Annotated in this window: 15 protein-coding genes; 4 read left to right on the top strand and 11 right to left on the bottom strand. The window is 70.4% G+C overall.

Annotated elements, in window-relative coordinates; all coding sequences use genetic code 11:
- Positions 1-4: 4 nt before the first annotated feature.
- Together VG296_RS11780 and VG296_RS11775 are read right to left on the bottom strand one after the other, a co-directional pair.
- A complete protein-coding gene (locus VG296_RS11780; protein WP_325565697.1) occupies positions 5-1,285 on the bottom strand; it encodes a serine/threonine-protein kinase in 1,281 nt (426 codons plus the stop codon).
- Positions 1,282-4,176 (bottom strand): AAA family ATPase, encoded by a 2,895-nt coding sequence (locus VG296_RS11775; RefSeq protein WP_325565696.1) that lies wholly within the window; start codon positions 4,174-4,176, stop codon positions 1,282-1,284. The genes VG296_RS11780 and VG296_RS11775 overlap by 4 nt, the downstream gene beginning before the upstream one ends.
- A 255-nt stretch (positions 4,177-4,431) precedes the next feature.
- Between VG296_RS11775 and VG296_RS11770 the strand changes: the two genes are divergently transcribed.
- Positions 4,432-5,979, top strand: coding sequence for an FAD-dependent monooxygenase (locus tag VG296_RS11770; protein WP_325565695.1), 1,548 nt, complete (start codon positions 4,432-4,434; stop codon positions 5,977-5,979).
- A gap of 229 nt (positions 5,980-6,208) precedes the next feature.
- On the opposite strand, the gene VG296_RS11765 is transcribed toward VG296_RS11770, so the two are convergent.
- Positions 6,209-6,682, bottom strand: coding sequence for a carboxymuconolactone decarboxylase family protein (locus tag VG296_RS11765; RefSeq protein ID WP_325565694.1), 474 nt, complete (start codon positions 6,680-6,682; stop codon positions 6,209-6,211).
- Between the two features lie 187 nt (positions 6,683-6,869).
- On the opposite strand from VG296_RS11765, the gene VG296_RS11760 reads away from it, so the two are divergent.
- Complete coding sequence (locus VG296_RS11760; RefSeq protein WP_325565693.1) at positions 6,870-7,451, top strand: hypothetical protein; 582 nt, start codon at positions 6,870-6,872, stop codon at positions 7,449-7,451.
- Here VG296_RS11760 and VG296_RS11755 read toward each other — a convergent pair.
- From VG296_RS11755 to VG296_RS11745, 3 genes are all read right to left on the bottom strand, one after another.
- Entirely contained in the window at positions 7,386-7,718 is a 333-nt protein-coding gene (locus tag VG296_RS11755; RefSeq protein ID WP_325565692.1) for a YciI family protein, read from the bottom strand. The genes VG296_RS11760 and VG296_RS11755 overlap by 66 nt on opposite strands.
- Before the next feature lie 148 nt (positions 7,719-7,866).
- Positions 7,867-8,745 carry an ATP-grasp domain-containing protein gene (locus VG296_RS11750; RefSeq protein WP_325565691.1) on the bottom strand — a complete coding sequence of 293 codons (879 nt, stop codon included), beginning with the start codon at positions 8,743-8,745 and terminating at the stop codon, positions 7,867-7,869.
- A 307-nt stretch (positions 8,746-9,052) separates the two neighbouring features.
- Complete coding sequence (locus VG296_RS11745; protein ID WP_349259529.1) at positions 9,053-9,907, bottom strand: acyl-CoA desaturase; 855 nt, start codon at positions 9,905-9,907, stop codon at positions 9,053-9,055.
- Between the two features lie 393 nt (positions 9,908-10,300).
- On the opposite strand from VG296_RS11745, the gene VG296_RS11740 reads away from it, so the two are divergent.
- Together VG296_RS11740 and VG296_RS11735 are read left to right on the top strand one after the other, a co-directional pair.
- Positions 10,301-10,798: a GtrA family protein gene (locus tag VG296_RS11740; RefSeq protein WP_325565689.1), complete on the top strand. Its 498-nt coding sequence runs from the start codon at positions 10,301-10,303 to the stop codon at positions 10,796-10,798.
- Between the two features lie 207 nt (positions 10,799-11,005).
- Positions 11,006-12,259, top strand: a complete 1,254-nt coding sequence (locus tag VG296_RS11735) for a hypothetical protein (RefSeq protein ID WP_325565688.1) — start codon at positions 11,006-11,008, stop codon at positions 12,257-12,259.
- A 45-nt stretch (positions 12,260-12,304) separates the two neighbouring features.
- Here VG296_RS11735 and VG296_RS11730 read toward each other — a convergent pair whose 3' ends face one another.
- From VG296_RS11730 to VG296_RS11710, 5 genes are read right to left on the bottom strand one after another with little or no spacing between them, the layout of a single operon-like run.
- Positions 12,305-13,252, bottom strand: coding sequence for a TauD/TfdA family dioxygenase (locus tag VG296_RS11730; RefSeq protein WP_325565687.1), 948 nt, complete (start codon positions 13,250-13,252; stop codon positions 12,305-12,307).
- A gap of 14 nt (positions 13,253-13,266) precedes the next feature.
- Positions 13,267-14,592 (bottom strand): LLM class flavin-dependent oxidoreductase, encoded by a 1,326-nt coding sequence (locus VG296_RS11725; protein WP_325565686.1) that lies wholly within the window; start codon positions 14,590-14,592, stop codon positions 13,267-13,269.
- Positions 14,589-15,341, bottom strand: coding sequence for an ABC transporter ATP-binding protein (locus VG296_RS11720; RefSeq protein ID WP_325565685.1), 753 nt, complete (start codon positions 15,339-15,341; stop codon positions 14,589-14,591). The genes VG296_RS11725 and VG296_RS11720 overlap by 4 nt, the downstream gene beginning before the upstream one ends.
- Complete coding sequence (locus VG296_RS11715; protein WP_325565684.1) at positions 15,317-16,162, bottom strand: ABC transporter permease; 846 nt, start codon at positions 16,160-16,162, stop codon at positions 15,317-15,319. The genes VG296_RS11720 and VG296_RS11715 overlap by 25 nt, the downstream gene beginning before the upstream one ends.
- Before the next feature lie 5 nt (positions 16,163-16,167).
- Positions 16,168-17,232 (bottom strand): ABC transporter substrate-binding protein, encoded by a 1,065-nt coding sequence (locus VG296_RS11710; RefSeq protein ID WP_325565683.1) that lies wholly within the window; start codon positions 17,230-17,232, stop codon positions 16,168-16,170.
- Positions 17,233-17,297: the final 65 nt, after the last annotated feature.

Below are 17,297 nucleotides of genomic sequence, written 5' to 3'. Positions count from 1 at the left end.
GCCGTCACCTCCCACCGCACTCGGCGCGGCGCAGCTTGGCGAACCGCTCGGCCTGATAAGCGTTCCCCGCACCGCGGAAGGCCTGTTCGGTGCGGGCCAGCAGGTCGCAGCGTTCTGTCTGGGTGACGCGGAGGCGGCCGAGGAGTTCGTACGCCTCGGCGAAGCGGCGCGCGGCCTCAGCGTGCGCGGCCAGGGCCGTGTGCGCCTCCGCCAGTTCGCAAAGCAACAGGTAGCGGTCCTTCTGCTCGAGCCGCGCGTCGCGCACGGCCGTCTCGGCGAGGGCCACGGCATCCGCCGCCGCACCCGCCTCCCGGAGCCGCCGCGCCTTGTCGAGTGCTGATTCGCCGGAGCCCGCCTCGTCGCCGCGCAGCTCTCCTTCGGCGATCGCGGCGAGCAGCGCTTCGGCGCTGCCGATCCGGTCCGTCGGGCGCGCTTCGAGGCAGCCGATGATGAGCTCGTCGAGCCACCGGGGAATCGAACCGTCGATCGTGGACGGACGGCGCGGCGGCGTATCGCGCCTCGCCTCGGCCAGCCACTCGGGATAGACCGCGGACGGCAGCCCGACCGGCGGCGCGAGGTGCGCGTACGCGTGTTCGCCGGTCAGCCCCAGGTACATCAACAGGCCCAGCGAGTACACGTCGGACGCCGGGATGCTCGCGCCCTCGGCCGTCTCCGGCGCCATGTAGTGGATCGTGCCCACGGCGCCCGGCACGTGTCCGCCCTCGATCATCCGGGCGGCCAGGCCGAAGTCGATCAGCCGGACCGTGCCGTCCGCGCCGAGCAGCACGTTGTCCGGCTTGAGGTCGCGGTGCAGCAGCGGCGGCACCTGGGAGTGCAGCCCGCGCAGCGCGACGCAGATCTGGCGCGCCCACTTCAGCAGCAGGCCGCGCGGAACCCGGCCGTCAGGGTACTGCTTGAACTCGTCCGCGAGGGAGTGTCCGGGCACGTACTCCATGACCAGGAAGGCGCGCCGGTCGAGCTCGCGGGCGATGCCGCCGTCGTAGACGTGCACGAGGTGGGCGCGCGCCGCGGCGTCCGTCATGCCCTCCATCGCGCCCGCCTGCTGCAGCACATCCGAGAACAGCTCCCCCGCCGTCTGCTCGGTGACGCCGGTCGCACGCGAGACCTTGCACGCGACGCGGCGCACCGGGCGGCCGAGCACGTACTGCTCGCTCAGGAACACCCCGCCGAAGCCGCCGGAGCCGAGCAGTTCGCGCAGCACGTAGCGTCCGTCGACCACCCGTCCCGCCAGTCCGCGCAGGTCGGTATCCGCGCCCTGAGTCACCGCGCGTCCTCCGCGGCGTGCAGCCGAACGGCGATGTGCGGGGCCGAGGGGTCGAAGCAGACCTCGATCGTGCGGCATGCCTCGAACTCGGCGGGCCTGTCCCTCGCCGCGATCGTCACCGGGTCTTCCACCATGTCGCCCAGTATCTTCGCGATGATCCGGCCCCCCTCCCCGCCGCCTGCGTGTATATTGCGTCGATTACCCGTCATCGCGACGTAGCGCACGACCTCCTCGGCGACGACGAGTTCCTTCTCCCGCTTCTCGCGCCAGAACGCGCGCTGCCGGTCGAGCACCTTGCGGCAGATGCCCTCCATCGCCGCGAGATCGAGCGGCCGGAAGACCACGACCCGCCGGATCCGGGCGAGCAGTTCGGCGGTGAAGACGGGCTCGTCGCGCCGGGTGCGCAGCTCGCGCAGCCGCTCCCGGACCGCGGCGCCGATCTCCTCGTCCGTGGAGTCGTGCGACATCTGCGCGATGACCTCGTGGCCCGCGTTCGAGGTCAGGATGAAGATCGCCCGGTCGCCGTACGCCTTGACCCCGCGCTGGTCGACGATCCAGCCCTCGTCGAAGAGGTTCAGGAAGGGGCGCAGCACCTCGGGGTGCGCCTTCTCCGCCTCGTCGAGCAGGAACACGCAGTACGGGTCCGCATTGAGCTCGTTGATCAGCCGTCCGCCGGCCTCGTGGCCGACGTAGCCGGGCGGCGGGCCCAGGAACGCGGAGACGCTGTGCGGTTCGGTGAAGTTCTCCATCGGATAGGTCTGCAGCCGCTTCGAGGCCGAATACAGGTCGGCGACCGCCTTGGCCAGCTCGGTTTTGCCGACGCCCGTCAAACCGGCGAACAGCAGTACGGACGCAGGGCCCGAACTCACTCCGGCCAGGCCCGACTTGATGCGCCGCAGCTCCTTCGCGACCGTGCGCAGGGCGACTTCCTGGCCGACGACGCGGATGCTGAGCAGGCCCTCGTAGTCGACGGCGTCCCGTTCCGCGCCGCCGAGCTGACCGGTCGGCACGCCGGTGAGCTCGGAGACCGCGTGCACGACCTGTTCGGCGCCGACCTGCGGCGCGGCGTCTTCCGTCGTGTGGTTGCGGGTGTAGTCGAGGTTCTCGCAGGCGCGTTGCAGCGCCTTGACGGCGGACAGCGGCAGCCGGTGCCGCGGCATGAAATCCCCGGCGAGCACCACGGAGCGGTGCACGGCGGCGTCCGAGACCTCGAGGTCGAACCGCCCGGCCAGCTCGTCGGCCGCGTGCCGCACCATGTCCGTCGCAGCAGCCTGATCCGGCTCGGCGACCTCGACGCGGCTGGTGAGTTCGAGCAGTTCGTGGTCGGTGGCTATCAGGTCCTCGTAGTCGTGGCCGGTCAGCACCCCGATGAGGTGGATCCGGCCAGCTTCGAGCGCGCTGCGCAGCAGGAGGTTGTTGCGCGCGCCGTTCGGCCCGCGCAGCAGCGGACCGAGCCCGTCCACGCACAGGACCAGGTCGGTGCGTCCGCCGACGTGGCTGATCAGGCTGATCAGCTGCGCCGCGCTCCGATCGGGAGCGACGTCGCGGCAGTCCACCCGCACGAAGCGGCGTCGGCGCAGGAAGGGGATCTCACCGGCGTCGGCCCGACGCGCCAGCTCGCGCAGCAGGGTCGTGCGGCCGACGCCGGGCAGGCCGGTGATCAGCACATGCCGGTCGGTGCCGCGGTGCAGGGCGCGGCAAAGGGCGTCGAAGTACCGGTCGACGTGACAGGCCTCGGATATCGCGCCGGAGTGCGCGAGCCAGGTGAGGTCCTCCGCGGGCGGCAGGGAGGCGGGCAGCTTGTACGCCACCTCGCGGGGTGCGTCCGCGCGGGACTCGCGCATCGCCTCCAGCACGTGTTCGTGCATGCGTGCGACGTCGAGACTGAGCGGTTCGGCGCGCAGCACGGCGACGAGCCGTTCCGGCGGGGATTCGAGCACTGCGAGCAGCAGATACGGCACGTCCACCCGCTCGGCGCCCCAGGCCGCGGCCTCCAGTTGCGCGGCGCGCAGCCGTTCGTGCAGCCCGGACCCGATCTCGTCGCCGCGCAGCGCGGGCGCGGTCTCGAGCCCGCGCTCCAGCAGGCGGAAGGCGCCCGCGACGTGCGCCGCCGCCCGTGCGACGCCGACCTGCGGGGACAGCTGACGGCGCACGACGCGGTCGGCCAGCCCCTCGGTCTCGGCGAGCAGCGCGAGCAGGCAGTGCGGTGTCAGTACCGTGTCATAGCCGAGGTCGGCGGCGATCCGCGCCGCCTGTTCGAGCACGGCCCACGCGTCCGCGGTGAACTCCTCGGAGCGCAGCCGCCCCGAGGCCTCGTCCCACAGGCTCGGCGGCGGTTCGAGACGCAGCCGCACCCGCCGGCGCAGCGCCGCGGCGGCCGCCTCGAAGTCGAGCACCCGGAGGAAGTCCCGGTCCGGCGCGTCCGGGTGGTCGAGCACGCAGGCGAGCAGCAGTTCCAGCCCGACCGGGCGTAACGCGGCCGGTTCCTTCGCGAAGGCGTCGGCGAAGTCGGTGAGCGCGGCGAGCAGCTCCGGCGCGAAGTGCGCGGGCGTGCCGTCGAAGCCGTAGCTGTCCGCGCCGACCGGGTTGTAGACGTCGATGACGTCGCGCACGTCCTCCAGCCGCGTGCCCGGGACCAGCGCGGGCTCCAGCGCGGCGCGGATCCCCGGCTCGCGCCCGGCGACGCAGGCCTCGACGACGACGTGCAGCACGTCACTGCCGCGCAGCGCGCCCTTGAAGCGGCGGACCGCGCCGTCCAGCGCCTCCCCCACGCGGCCGCCGTCGCCCGCCCCGTGCGGGTCGAGGATCCCGCCCGGAAAGAACAGGGACGGCGCCGTGGACGCGGGTGCCGCGGATATGGATGTGGGCCCGGATGGATCGACAGGCGACACAAACCCTCCCCTGGGTTGATCGTGGTACCGACCTGAAATTCTGTCAGAAACGACCCGATCCGGAGGGCAACACGCCCCAATGCGCCCGCCGCACTGACCTCAGGCGGCGCTTACCTGGGATTACGCCGAGAAGGAGAACACACTCCCCGCCACGGTAAAGATATAACACACCCCAGGGCTTGCGGCAAGGCCCCCGTGATGCCGCACAATCATCGGGCCAAGGCCGTAACCTGCGGAAATGGGGAGAACATGGCTATGACCGATCACACGGTACTGATCGCCGGGGGCGGTCCGACGGGGCTGATGCTGGCCGGGGAACTGGCATTGGCCGGAGTCGACGTCGCCATCCTGGAGCGGCGCACGAACCAGGAGCTCGTCGGCTGGCGCGCACTCGGCTTCCACGCGCGCACGATCGAGGTGTTCGACCAGCGGGGCATCGCCGAGCGGTTCATCAAGGAAGCGCTGGTGACTCAGACCACCAGCTTCGCGGGCGCGATCCGCGATATCGGCGACTTCCCGACCCGGCACAACTACGGGCTCGGGCTGGCGCAGAAGCACATCGAGCGCATCCTGGCGGGCTGGGTCGACGAACTCGGCGTGCCGACCCTGCGCGGAATCGAGGTGACCGGCTTCGCGCAGGACGAGGCCGGCGTCAGCGTCGAGCTGTCGGACGGCACGTCGCCGCGGGCCGAATACCTCGTCGGGTGCGACGGGGGCCGCAGCGTGATCCGCAAGGCGGCCGGCATCGAGTTCCAGGGCTGGGACGCGACGGGAAGCAGCCTGATCGCCGAGGCCGAGTTCGACGAGGAGCCGGAGTGGGGCATGCGCCGCGACACACACGGCATCGCCGGGTTCTCCAAGCCGGACGCGAACGGCGGGATCCGCGCGCAGGCGGCCGAAGAGGGCGCGGGACCGACCGGCGAGCCGACCTTGGAGGACCTGAGCAAGGCGATCATCCGCTTCTACGGCACGGATTTCGGGCTGCGCAGCGCCGCCTGGATCACCAGGTTCAACGACGTGACCCGGCAGGCCGCGGCCTACCGGGATCGCCGCGTGCTGCTGGCCGGCGACGCCGCGCACATCCACTCCCCCATGGGCGGCCAGGGTCTCGGCGTCGGTGTGCAGGACGCGGTGAACCTCGGCTGGAAACTGGCCCAGGTCGTCAAGGGCACGTCGCCCGACACGCTGCTCGACACCTACCACGCCGAGCGGCACCCCGTCGCCGCCCGCGTATTGCGCAACACCATGGCCCAGGTTGCCCTCAGCCGCGTGAACGAGCGCACCGACGCGCTGCGCGAGATCGTGGCCGACCTGCTGCAGATGGAGGAGCCGCGCAAGCACGTGGCCGGGATGATCAGCGGCCTGGACATCCACTACGACTTCGGCGCGCCTGCCGACGTTGCGGCCGACGGCGTCGAAGTCATTGAAGCGGTTGATTCTGAGGCGCACCCCCTCGTCGGCCGCCGAATGCCCGACCTCGACCTCATGATGCCGGACGGTCCGCTGCGCGTCTTCACTCTGCTGCACACGGCCCGCCCGGTGCTGCTCAACCTCGGCGCCCCCGGCACGCGAGAGCGCGCTCTCTCCCCGTGGGCGGACCGAGTCCAGCTCGTCGACGCCACATATGACGGCCCGTGGGAACTCCCCGTCCTCGGCGACGTCCCCGCCCCCGCTGCCGTGCTCATCCGCCCCGACGGCCACGTCGCCTGGGTCGGGCGCGCGAACGGAATCAACGCGGACCTCGCCGCCGACGCAGGCTTCTCCAACGCGCTCACCAAGTGGTTCGGCCCCGCCACCTCGTGATCCTCAATGACTTTCGGTACTGCCGCCGCGAGATCTGGAAGCCCGAGAGGCATGTGAAGAACGTCAAGAAGCAGTCCGCACCCGAGACCCCACGTCACGAGCGCGTCATCACCCAGCCACGGAAGTCCGACACCCGCTCCGATCTCAGCGATCTGCCAAGGTAGCCAGCCGGCCAGCTACGCAGGCCGCGCACCGGCGCTCGTCTCGCGAACGCCGATATCCGACGAGCTCAGGCGCGCGCCTTCGTGTGCGCCCGCGCGGCGATACCCAGCCGGTTCCACATGTTGATCGTCGAGATGGATACGAGCACCTCAACGAGTTCCTTCTCGTCGAACCGGGCCGCGGCCTCGTCCCAGACCTCGTCCGTCACGCCGTGCTCGCCGATCTTGGTCACGGCGTCGGTCAGCGCGAGTGCGGCCTGCTCGCGCGCCGTGAACAGGTGCTTCGCCTCGTGCCACGCCGCGACGGCGACGATCCGCTGCAGCGTCTCGCCGTTCTTCGCGGCGTCGTGGGCGTGCATGTCGAGGCAGTAGGCGCAGCCGTTGAGCCCGGAGGCCCGCAACTTGATCAGCTCGCGCAGGGTCGGATCGAGCGAGACGCCGCCGATCTCCTCCAGTGCCAGCATCGCCTTGAACGCCTCAGGGTTCACCCGCGCCCAGGTGATGCGCTGCTCGCCGGAGAGCTGAGTCTGCGTGGTGGTCATTGTCGGTTCCTCTCGTCCGTGCGAGGCCCCGCCGGCCGCGCCTCACTCACGAGACGAGGCGGCCGACCCCCCTGTGACACCGACGCATGTGACCGCCGTCACCCACACGGTGAACGCCGTGAAGAGCTGGTGAAGACCCTGAACCCACCACCCTCTAGGAACGTACGGCAGTCCTTAACATCACCCCATGACCGAATCCGCGGCCTTGCGCAGAATCCGCGCCCTGATCGTCGTCTTCGTCGTCGGCCTGATCCTGAGCGGCGTCACGGCGTTCCCCCTCGGCATCGAGGCCCGCGCCCTCGACCGCCTGCTGCACGGCGCGGCCTGGCCCGTCGCCCGCCACCTCACGTTCCTGACCACCTGGATCGACGAGGTCACCGTCGGCCTCACCGACACGTACGCGCGCCACCCCTACGTCGCTTACGGCACCGACTGGCTCGCCTTCGGCCACCTCGCCATCGCCGTCGCGTTCTGGGGCCCCTACCGCGAGCCCGTACGCAATATCTGGGTCCTGAAGTTCGGCCTCATCGCCTGCGCCGGAGTAATCCCCCTCGCCCTGATCTGCGCCCCGCTGCGCCACATCCCCCTCTGGTGGATCGCCGTCGACAGCTCCTTCGGCGTCATCGGCGCGATCCCCCTCTACGCCGCCTACCGCCTCACCCGCAAGCTCGAGATCTCCACCCAAACGGACGCCGAAACTCCCTCACGGCGTCTCCCGCAGCGGCCAGACTTCGACAACCCCCTGAGCGACGGCACAGGGCGACTTTGACACGAGCTCGACAGCCTCCTCCAGCGTCGCCGCCTCGACGACCATGAACCCGGCAACCGGCAGGGCCGACGACATGAACGCTCCGCCCTCCACGTTCACACCAGCGCCATCATGGTTGCGCACCTGCACAGGTGCCTCCGCGATCCCCATCTCCGCCCCCGCCGCACGCAGCCGAGCATCATGCGCATGCGCCGCGTCCCGCACCGCCGCGTCGGTGCGCTCGTACCCGTCCCGATCCCCGTACCCGATGGTGACGAATTTCGGCATGCCCAGTCTCCTTCGCCTAGCAGGAACTGTTCACCACTAACACCATCATCGCGCCCCGACCCCCAGTCCGCCCGGTGACGCGCAGGCCTGACCAACTCAGATGCGACGTGATCCACAGCAGCACGCGGTATCTCAGAAACCTGTGAAGTCACGCCGCCAGCAGCAAGCTGACCAGGTCTCCCGGGTCAATCGAGGCATGCAGGTCACTGACCTGACCATCCCCGACCTCGACGACACGCCACACCCCGTCGGAGCGCAGTGCCACATCCGTGGTGACCCAGCGGCAGCCCAAACTCCGTACCGCCTCCTCGACATGGCCGAGCTCGGGAACCAGACCACGTCGGTACGCGCTGTCCGGATGCGGCGTCACCAGCCGGGCCCGCCCATCGAGCCACCACACGCGCACCTCCGCGGAAACCGACTGCGGCCTTGCAAACGGTTCGAACTCGCGCAGCACGATGCCACCAGCGAGATACTCGCCCTGCAGTTCCACGAACCTGCACACGATCCTGGCCACCACCGCCGCGTCCGAGAGATCAGAAATGAAGCATGCCTCATCCCACTCGTGTTTGCGCGACTTCACATAGTCCTTCACGATGCCCGGCCCCGGCCGCAACCCGCTGGCGAGCGAGGCGAGAACGTGCCCTTCCGGTACCTGTCCTGCTCCCGACGCGCTCCATGCACTCAGGGGCGTCAGCTCAGCGAACAGCGGATACCAGCCCGGCAGCTCGTGGGCGGTCCGGTACTGGTCGGAACCGACCAGCAGGCCAGCACCCCGGTCATCCAGAGCCAGAGCCAGGGCAGCGTAGAGGTCACTAGGAATCATCCAGCCGCGGTACCAGGCCGGGCCCAACCCGACCGGAACACGTTCGACCGCACGCTCGACTTCTCCACGCAGCAAGGCATCGTGATCGATCAAAGCCACAACGCCCCCGCGCTCCCGCACTTCCCGCGCCTCTGGCGCGAAATGCTCGTCTACCCGCCGCGGATTCAATGGATCACAGCAGAACAGCAAAGGTGTCGCCATGAACGACACCCTAGGCATTCACCCAAGCACCCGACCATCGATTTCCCGGACGGCACGCGGGCTCGGGCGTAGTCGGACGCGACGGCCCACTGGTCATGGCGGCACAGTAGCGGCCCGCGGAGCCGCCGACGCGACCCCACCACGCTGATAGCCGGGCGCGGGGCGGGTGGGTGGGTGGGGCGCGGACACCTCGCCCTCCCCCGCCAACCGGACCCCGCGGCACGAGGCACCGACCACCCGCACACCACAGCCGAACCACCGGGCTGAAGCGGCTACCCCACCGAACCGCAGGCCTCGAATACCTTGATCAGGCCTGGAGCTTGGCGCTCATTCGGTCGGTGCGTGGCCAGTGGACGTCGTGGGCCCAGCGGAGGCGCTCGAAGACCCAGATGAGGCGGGCGGAGGGGTCGATCTGGCCGGGGAGGACGCCGTGGCGGGCGGAGGTGGGGTCGGCGTGGTGGGAGTTGTGCCAGCTCTCGCCGAAGGAGATGATGGCGAGGGGCCAGAAGTTGGTGGCGCGGTCGCGGACGGCGAAGGGGCGCTTGCCGACGACGTGGCAGACGGAGTTCACCGACCAGGTGATGTGGTGCAGCAGCGCCATGCGCATGATGCCGGCCCAGAAGAACGCCTCGAGCGCGCCCTGCCAGCCGCCGGTCACCAGCCAGCCGAGCGCGGCGGGGCCGAGCAGCGAGACCACGGTGAGCGGGCCGAAGAGGCGGCCGACGACCTTGAGGTCCTTGTCCTCGGCGATGTCGGGGGCGAACCTGGCGCGGTTGCTCAACTCGCGGCGCAGCATCCAGCCGATGTGGGCGTGCAGCAGGCCCTTGAGCAGCGCGCCCGCGGAGGTGCCGTAGCGCCACGGCGAGTGCGGGTCGCCCTCGCGGTCGGCGTACGCGTGGTGGCGGCGGTGGTTGGCGACCCACTGCACCGGCGAGCCCTCGACGGCCAGCGAGCCCGCGACCGCGAGGGCGATGCGCAGCGGGCGCTTGGCCTTGAACGCGCGATGGGTGAAGCAGCGGTGGAAACCGACCGTGACGCCGAGGCCTGATACGACGTAGCAGGCCGCCGCGAGCCCGATGTCGAACGGGGTCACACCCCAGCCCCAGGCGAAGGGCACCACGATCAGCAGGCACGCCACCGGGCCGACGACGAAGACCCACATGGCGATCGCGGCCGCCAGATTCTGCGGGGCGTCCAGCAGCGGCTTGGGGGACAGCGGCTGCCCGCCGGGGACGCCGACGACGCCGGGCACGTCAGGGCCGTCCGGGACCCCGGGTACGACCGGCGCGCCGGGGCGGTCGGGGAAGTCGGCTGGTGCTGCAGCGAGGGACATGTCGCTCCATCCTTGCTGGGGAGCTGAGACGGTACCCGTCTGCGATGGCTCAGGGGACTGAGCATAGTGTCGGGCACGGCGCGGGTCGTTCCCGTGAACGGCGTGACGCGAAGATCGGCCGACTCGGTGAACAGCGGGAACGTGAACTCCGCGGGAACGCCTCAGGTGTCCCTCGTCGCATAGGATCCGAACGGTGGGTTCGGCGGAGGGAAGGCTGCGGCGATGAACGTCACGGGGTGGGCCACGCGCGAGCGGCTCGCCGAGATAGCGCGCTTCTGCGCGGTGGGTCTCGGCACGTTCACGCTGGACGAGGGCTGTCTGATACTGCTGCGCACCTCGACCCGCATGCCGCTGGGCATCGACACCGCCATCGCGTACGCGGTCGCCGCCCTGGTGAACTTCGTCGCGAGTCGGCAGTGGGTCTTCGAGCAGGCGTCCGAGGGGGCGCGGCCGCGGGTGGCCCTCGTGCGCTACGTCGTCGTGGTCGTCATCGGGCTCCTGGTGACGGCGACTCTGGTGCCCGCGCTGCAGGCGATCGGCATCGACTATCGGATCGGGAAGGCGCTCGCCTCGGGAGTGGTGGGCATCGCGAGCTACTTCGCGTTCCCGTTGTGGGTGTTCAAGGGCTCCGCGGCCGACGCGTCGTTGGCCGACGCATCCACCGAGACCGCCGAGACCGCCGAAGCCGCCGACGCCCCCGAGACCAGCGACGTCGGCTGAGCCGGAGTCGCAGCCGCTACCGCGGCCGCGGGTACGGCCGCGCCGGACTTGAGCAACCCATTACCCGGAGACAACTCCAGCACGGAACCGTAACGCATTCATGACAGAAGCGGGAGCAGATCAGGTTCCCTTCAGCGTTCTCTCATCGTCTAGGGTGATCGTGGGCGTCGAAAGCGGCGTGCCGGGAAAGGGAACGGAGCCGGAGTCTTGTCGCAGAGCTCGCGTGTGCTCGCGCCGGAAGGCTCGGGTGCCGGACCGTTTGCGGAGCCGCCGGTGGACGTGGACGACGAACCCGAGGGCAACGGGCGCAGCCGGCGGCGGCGGCTGGCGATCCTCGCGGTATGGAGCGGGTTCTGGGGGCTGTACTTCAGCGTCTCGGGCGGCTTCTCCTGGCACTACTTCGTGCAGGGCAGCACGCTGCTGTTCCACGGCGCCAAGGCCGGGCAGCCGGCCGGCGGCCTCGAGCTCTACGCCAACTATCCGCAGCTGCAGATAGGCCCGTTCACGTTCGCGCTGGCCGAGGGGCTGCGGCACCTCGGCGGGGGGAACGGGGTGCACGCGGCCGAGGCGTTCATGACCGTGCTCGGCCTGGTCGTGCTCTACTGCCTCGAGCGGATCGCCGAGGCGATGCGGCCGGACCTGGTCCACACCAGGCGGCTGGACCGGACGATGCTCATCGGCGGCGGCATCTTCATGATCGGCTGGACCGATCTGAGCGTGGGCATCGGCCACCTCGACGACGTGCTGGCGCTGACCCTGGTCACGCTCGCGGTGTGGGCGCTGACCGCGAACATCCCCGCGCTCGCCGGGCTCTGCCTCGGCCTGTCGGTGGACTCGAAGCCCTGGGCGCTGGTGTTCCTGGCGCTGATCCTCACGGTTCCGCGGTTCATGCGGGGTCACGTGGCGGTGTGGACCGGAGCCACCGTGCTCGTCGCCTGGCTGCCGTTCGTCATCGCGAACCCGCACATGCTGACGGCCGCGTCGGCGTTCACCATCCCCAACGAGCCGTCCTCCTCGCTGCGCGCGCTCGGCGTGGCCGACGCGGGCACGCCGAAGTGGGACCGGATGGCGCAGATCGGGCTCGGCTGCCTTCTCGGCGGGATCGCGGTGTGGCGGCACCGCTGGCCCGCGATCATCCTGCTCGGCGTCGGGGCGCGAATAGTGCTGGACCCCGGCGTGTACGCGTACTACACATCCGGGGTCCTGCTCGGGGCGCTCATGTGGGACACCCTCGGCCTGCGCAGACCGTGGCCGATGTGGACGCTCATCACGGGGGCGGCCCTCGCGATATCCCCGATCTTCATCTCGAACGCGACCATGCTCGGGCAGATACGCCTCTGGCTGGTCATCGTCTTCAGCGCCGTGCTGCTGCTCTCCCCCGCGTACGAGATCGGGCCGCTCGCCCGGCGCGGGCTCGGTCGGCGCAGAAAGGCCGGAGCGCGCCGGGCCACCAGAGCGTGACGGCCTGACGCGTCCTGAGCTGCTAGCTCGCGGCGCCCTTGCAGGTCAGCCGGCCGCGATCAGCGCCTCGACCTCGGTGACGCTCGTGTAGTGCGAGGCGTCGCCCTCGATCGAGTAGCTGCGCTGCCCGTCGATCCCGACCGGGATGTCCCCGGCGGCGGTGACGCGGTGCAGGCGGCGCGGCTGGTCGTCGTAGTTGTCGACGGCGTAGTGCTGGGTGATGCGGTTGTCGAAGAGCACGAGCTCGTTCGGCGACCAGCGCCAGCGCAGGATGTTCTCCGGCCTGGTGACGTAGGCCTGGAAGATGTCCAGGATCTTGCGGGACTCGGTCGCGGACAGACCGACGATCCGCTGCGCGAAGCCGCCGATGAACAGGCCGCGCTCACCGGTCAGCGGGTGTACGCGCACCACCGGGTGCACGGTCTCGAACTTGATGCGCTGGAAGAGCTTGCGCTGCTCCGCGTAGTGGTCGCCGCGGGCCTCGTCGGGTACGGCGTAGTCGTAGACGTTGGTGTGCACGGCGCGCAGCGTGTCCGCGAAGGCGCGCAGCGGCTGCGGCAGGTCCCGGTAGGCGCCGGCCGAGCTGGCGATCAGCGTCTCGCCGCCGTACGGCGGGATGGTGATGCTGCGCAGCGTGCTGAGCTGCGGCGGGTTGACGACGAAGGTGACGTCGGTGTGCCAGTGGTTGGCCCGGCCGCCGCGCTCGCTGTCCACGGGCAGGATGTTCGGCGCGCCCTCGACGGACGACACGGTCGGGTGCGCCGTGGTCAGCTCGCCGAAGTGGCGGACGAAGCGCTGCTGGCCCTCGTCGTCCAGGCCGGTGGCGTCGAAGACCAGCGCCTTGTGCTCGTTGAGCGCGGCGCGGATCGCGGCGACCGTGTCGGGGTCGAGCTCCCGCGCGATGTCGACGCCGGTGACGCGGGCGCCGATCCGGGCGGTGACCTTCTGAATGCCCAGCTGAACGGGCGTGGTGACTTCGCTGCTGACAGACATGACAATACCTTTCTTTAAACGCTGACCGGGGTGCGGTGCGGGGCCTCGAGGCCGTAGCGGGCCCTGAGGGTCTGGTCGGGGACGTACTCGGTGCGGAACAGGCCGCGGCCGCGCAGGATCGGCACGACCTCGTCGACGAACAGTTCGAGGCCGGAGGGCAGCACGGGCGGCATGATGTTGAAGCCGTCCGCCGCGCCGCCGGTGAACCAGGACTCGATCTCGTCGGCGATCTGCTCCGGCGTGCCGGCGAAGGTGCGGTGGCCGCGTCCGCCGCCGAGCCGGCCGATCAGCTCCCGGACGGTGAGCCTGTCCCGGCGGGCCAGTTCGACGATGAGCTCGTACCTGCTCTGCGCGCCGTTGATCAGCTCGACCGGCGGCAGGTCCGCGGGCAGCCGCGCATCGAGTCCGAGCTGCTCGACCGGCACCTGGAGCAGCGCGGACAGGTGCCGTCGGCCGTGCTCGTAGGTGATGAGCTCCGCGAGTTCGGCGTCCCGGGCGCGCGCCTCGGCCTCGGTGGATCCGATGACCGGGACCAGGCCGGGCAGGATCTTGATGTGCTCGGGATCGCGGCCGGCGGCGAACGTGCGGGCCTTGAGGTCGGCGTAGAACGCACGGCCCTCGGCGAGGGTCTGCTGCGCGGTGAAGACGGCCTCCGCGTGCCGGGCGGCGAAGTCCTTGCCGTCCTCGGACGATCCCGCCTGCACGAGCAGCGGATGGCCCTGCGGCGAGCGCGGGATGTTCAGCGCGCCCTCGACCGAGTAGTACCGACCCGTGTGCTGCGGCGGCCGGATCTTGCGCTGGTCGCCCCAGACGCCGAGTTCCTTGTCCCCGACGTACACGTCCTCGGCCCAGCTGTCCCACAGCCGCAGCGCGACCTCGGTGAACTCGGCGGCCCGCTCGTACCGCTCGGCATGGGCCGGCGCGTCCTCGAGGCCGAAGTTGCGCGCGGCGGCGGGACCGGCGGTGGTGACGATGTTCCACCCGGCCCGGCCGCCCGAGACGTGGTCCAGCGAGGCGAAGCGCCGGGCGAGGTTGTACGGGTCGTTGTACGTGGTGGACGCGGTGGCGATCAGGCCGACGTGCTCGGTGACCGTGGCCAGCACGGTCAGCAGCGTGAGCGGCTCGATCACCCCGGCCGGGCGGTGCGAGACGTCGCCCCACAGCGCCGGGCTGTCGGCGAGGAACAGCGAGTCGAAGGTGCCGCGCTCGGCGGTGCGGGCGAGCGCCTTGTAGTGCTCGATGTCGGTGTTGGCGCGCGGATCGCTCTCCGGCAGCCGCCACGAGGCCTCGTGATGGCCGGTACTCATCAGGAAGGCATTGAGATGCAGGGTTCTGGTCATGAAGTGATCTCCTCGAGTACCGGCTCCTGCTCCACGCCGAGCGCGGTCAGCAGCTGCTCCCGGTACGCGGCCAGGCGTTCGTCGCGAGACGACCGCGGGTGTGGCAGGTCGATCGGCAGGTCCAGGCAGAACCGGCCTTCTTCGAGCACGAGCACTCGGTCGGCGAGAAGTACGGCCTCGTCCACGTCGTGCGTGACCAGCAGCACGGACGGCCCGTGGCGCTCCCACAGCTCGCGCAGCAGCGCGTGCATCTTGATCCTGGTCAGCGCGTCGAGCGCGCCGAACGGCTCGTCGGCCAGCAGCAGTTCCGGTTCGCGGGCGAGCGACCTGGCCAGCGCCGCACGCTGCGCCTCGCCGCCGGAGAGCTGGTTGGGCCACGCGTCCTCCCGGCCGGCGAGTCCGACCTCGGCGAGCGCCGCGCCGGCCCGGTCCCCGGCCGCGCGGCCCCGCGGTCCGCGCCTGGGCAGGCCGAGCAGCACGTTCGCCAGCACCCGGCGCCACGGCAGCAGCCGGGAGTCCTGGAAGACCACTGACACGCGTTCCGGGGCGAGGATCCGGCCGTCGCCCTGGACCTCGTGGTCGATCCCGGCGATCGCCCGCAGCAGCGTGGACTTGCCGGAGCCGCTACGCCCGACCAGGGCGACGAACTGGCCCTGCGGGATCTCCAGGTCGATGTCGTGCAGCACGGTGCGCTCGCCGAAGCCGCGCGTCAGCCTGCTGACGGTCAGTCCGCCAGGGTGCGCCGCCATGACAGGACCCTCCTTTCGATGAGACGGACGATCAGGTCCGAGGCGAAGCCCCAGATCCCGTAGATGGCCAGGCCGACCACGACGCTGTCGATCAGCCCGTAGGTGGCCTGCTGGTACATCAGGTAGCCGAGGCCGCTGGTGGCGTTGACCTCCTCGACCACGACGAGCGCCAGCCAGGCGCTGGTCACGCCGAGCCGCAGCCCGGTGAAGAAGCCGGGCAGCGCGCCCGGGATGACGACCTGGCGGAGGAACTCCCAGCGGCTGAGGCCGAGCGTCTCGGCGAGCTCGACGAAGCGCCGGTCGATCGCCGCCAGGGCCGAGGAGGTGTTGATGTAGATCGGGATGTAGACGGCGATGGCGATGATCGAGATCTTGAATGTCTCGCCGATGCCCAGCCAGAGGATGAACAGCGGGATCATGCCGAGGATCGGCAAAGCCCGGTTGATCTGCACGTTGCCGTCGATGATCGCGGCGCCGACCCGGCTGAGCCCGGCCAGCAGCGCCAGCACGACTCCCGCGACGAGGCCGATCGCGAAGCCCTCGGCCGCGCGCTGCAGGGAGATCGCGAGGTCGGGCCCGAGCGTGCCCGCCTGCCAGAGCTGCCAGCCGGTGTCGACGACGGACCAGGGCGCGGGCAGGACCCGCGGGTCGAGCCGTCCGGCCGCGCTGGCCAGGGCCCAGACCGCGATCAGCAGCAGCGGGCCGATGCCGCGGCTGAACGGGATGCGCTTTCCCGGTCCGAGCCGCCGTACCCGCCGGCGGGTGTCCGGATGCGTGTCAGGACGCGTATCCAGTCGGGTGTCGAGTGCTACGTCTGCCATGTCCATCAGCTCCGGTAGGTCGCCGGGACCGCGGCCGCCGCGAGGGATTCGAAGCGGCGGTCGAACAGTTCGGTCGGGTCGAAGGACTTGATGAAGCCGCCCTCCGCGAGCAGCTCGACGGTCTGCTTCTCCCAGGCGATCGCGGAGTCCCAGCTCGTCGGGAACCAGGGCTTCGGGCTCAGCTGGACGACGCGCTCGGCCTGCGCTGCGGAGATGCTCTGGGTCTTGACGTAATAGTCCTGCTCCCAGTCGGCCGGGTTCTCGTGCACCCAGACGGTCGCCTTGGCCCAGATCGGCACGAACGCGGCGATGGCGGCGGCTTTCGCGGAGTCCTGGAGCACGGAGAGCGGCGCCCAGAGCAGGGTCAGGTAGTCGACCACATCCGTGTCGATGGAGTGCGCGCCGTCCTTGCCGTAGCTGTTGAGGTAGTTGGGCAACTGGCTGACCGCAAGCGGCGCGATGTCCACCTGGCCGGCCTCGAGCGCGACAAGGAACTGATCGCTCGTCAGGTTGACCAGGTTCACGTCCTTGTACGAGATTCCGGCCTTCTGCAGGGCACGCAGCAGCACGACGCCCTGCGCCTGGCCCTGCGAGAACGCCAGGCTCTTGCCGCGGAAGTCGTCGACCGACTCGATCGTGCTGTGCGGCTTCGTCGCGAACACGTAGGTGGGGGTGCGGGTGAGGTTGATCGCGACGATCCGCGTCTCGTAGCCCTGGTTGTGCGCCTCGATCGGCGGGATTCCGGCATTGATTCCGACGTCGAGCGAGCCGGCGCGGAACGCGGCGAGCACGTCCGGGCCCGCGCCGAGGTTCGGCCAGCCCGACACCGTGAACGGAATGGTCTTGATCAGGCCGGAGAGCTGCAGTTGGAGTTGTTCGGCACCGAGGGCGGAGGCGATGGACAGGCTCGTCCCGGTGGGAATGGACTTCGGCAGCGACGCGTCGGCCGCGAGCTTGGCGCCGCCCGAGCCCGGCGCGGCGCAGGAGCCCAGCCCGAGCGCGGCGCCGGTGGCGAGCACCGAGCGCAGCAGCAGTCTTCGATCGATGCGGGGATTGGAAATGGCAGGCACGGCGGGTTCCTCATTCTTCGGTAGCCGGGCAGCCGCCATCGACGCGTCCAATAGGCGAAAATGGG

The organism is Actinospica sp. (genome assembly GCF_035552695.1).
In the GTDB taxonomy this organism is placed as follows: domain Bacteria; phylum Actinomycetota; class Actinomycetes; order Streptomycetales; family Catenulisporaceae; genus Actinospica.
The sequence above is the reverse complement of the archived record's forward strand: the minus strand, read 5'-3'. Positions and strand labels throughout refer to the sequence as shown.

Coding starts and splice junctions, on each gene's coding strand:
- VG296_RS11725 (WP_325565686.1), bottom strand. CDS start 14,592: ATGACCAGAACCCTGCATCTCAATGCCTTCCTGATGAGTACCGGCCAT.
- VG296_RS11755 (WP_325565692.1), bottom strand. CDS start 7,718: ATGCCGAAATTCGTCACCATCGGGTACGGGGATCGGGACGGGTACGAG.
- VG296_RS11715 (WP_325565684.1), bottom strand. CDS start 16,162: ATGGCAGACGTAGCACTCGACACCCGACTGGATACGCGTCCTGACACG.
- VG296_RS11720 (WP_325565685.1), bottom strand. CDS start 15,341: ATGGCGGCGCACCCTGGCGGACTGACCGTCAGCAGGCTGACGCGCGGC.
- VG296_RS11770 (WP_325565695.1), top strand. CDS start 4,432: ATGACCGATCACACGGTACTGATCGCCGGGGGCGGTCCGACGGGGCTG.
- VG296_RS11750 (WP_325565691.1), bottom strand. CDS start 8,745: ATGGCGACACCTTTGCTGTTCTGCTGTGATCCATTGAATCCGCGGCGG.
- VG296_RS11760 (WP_325565693.1), top strand. CDS start 6,870: ATGACCGAATCCGCGGCCTTGCGCAGAATCCGCGCCCTGATCGTCGTC.
- VG296_RS11730 (WP_325565687.1), bottom strand. CDS start 13,252: ATGTCTGTCAGCAGCGAAGTCACCACGCCCGTTCAGCTGGGCATTCAG.
- VG296_RS11765 (WP_325565694.1), bottom strand. CDS start 6,682: ATGACCACCACGCAGACTCAGCTCTCCGGCGAGCAGCGCATCACCTGG.
- VG296_RS11745 (WP_349259529.1), bottom strand. CDS start 9,907: ATGTGGGTCTTCGTCGTCGGCCCGGTGGCGTGCCTGCTGATCGTGGTG.
- VG296_RS11740 (WP_325565689.1), top strand. CDS start 10,301: ATGAACGTCACGGGGTGGGCCACGCGCGAGCGGCTCGCCGAGATAGCG.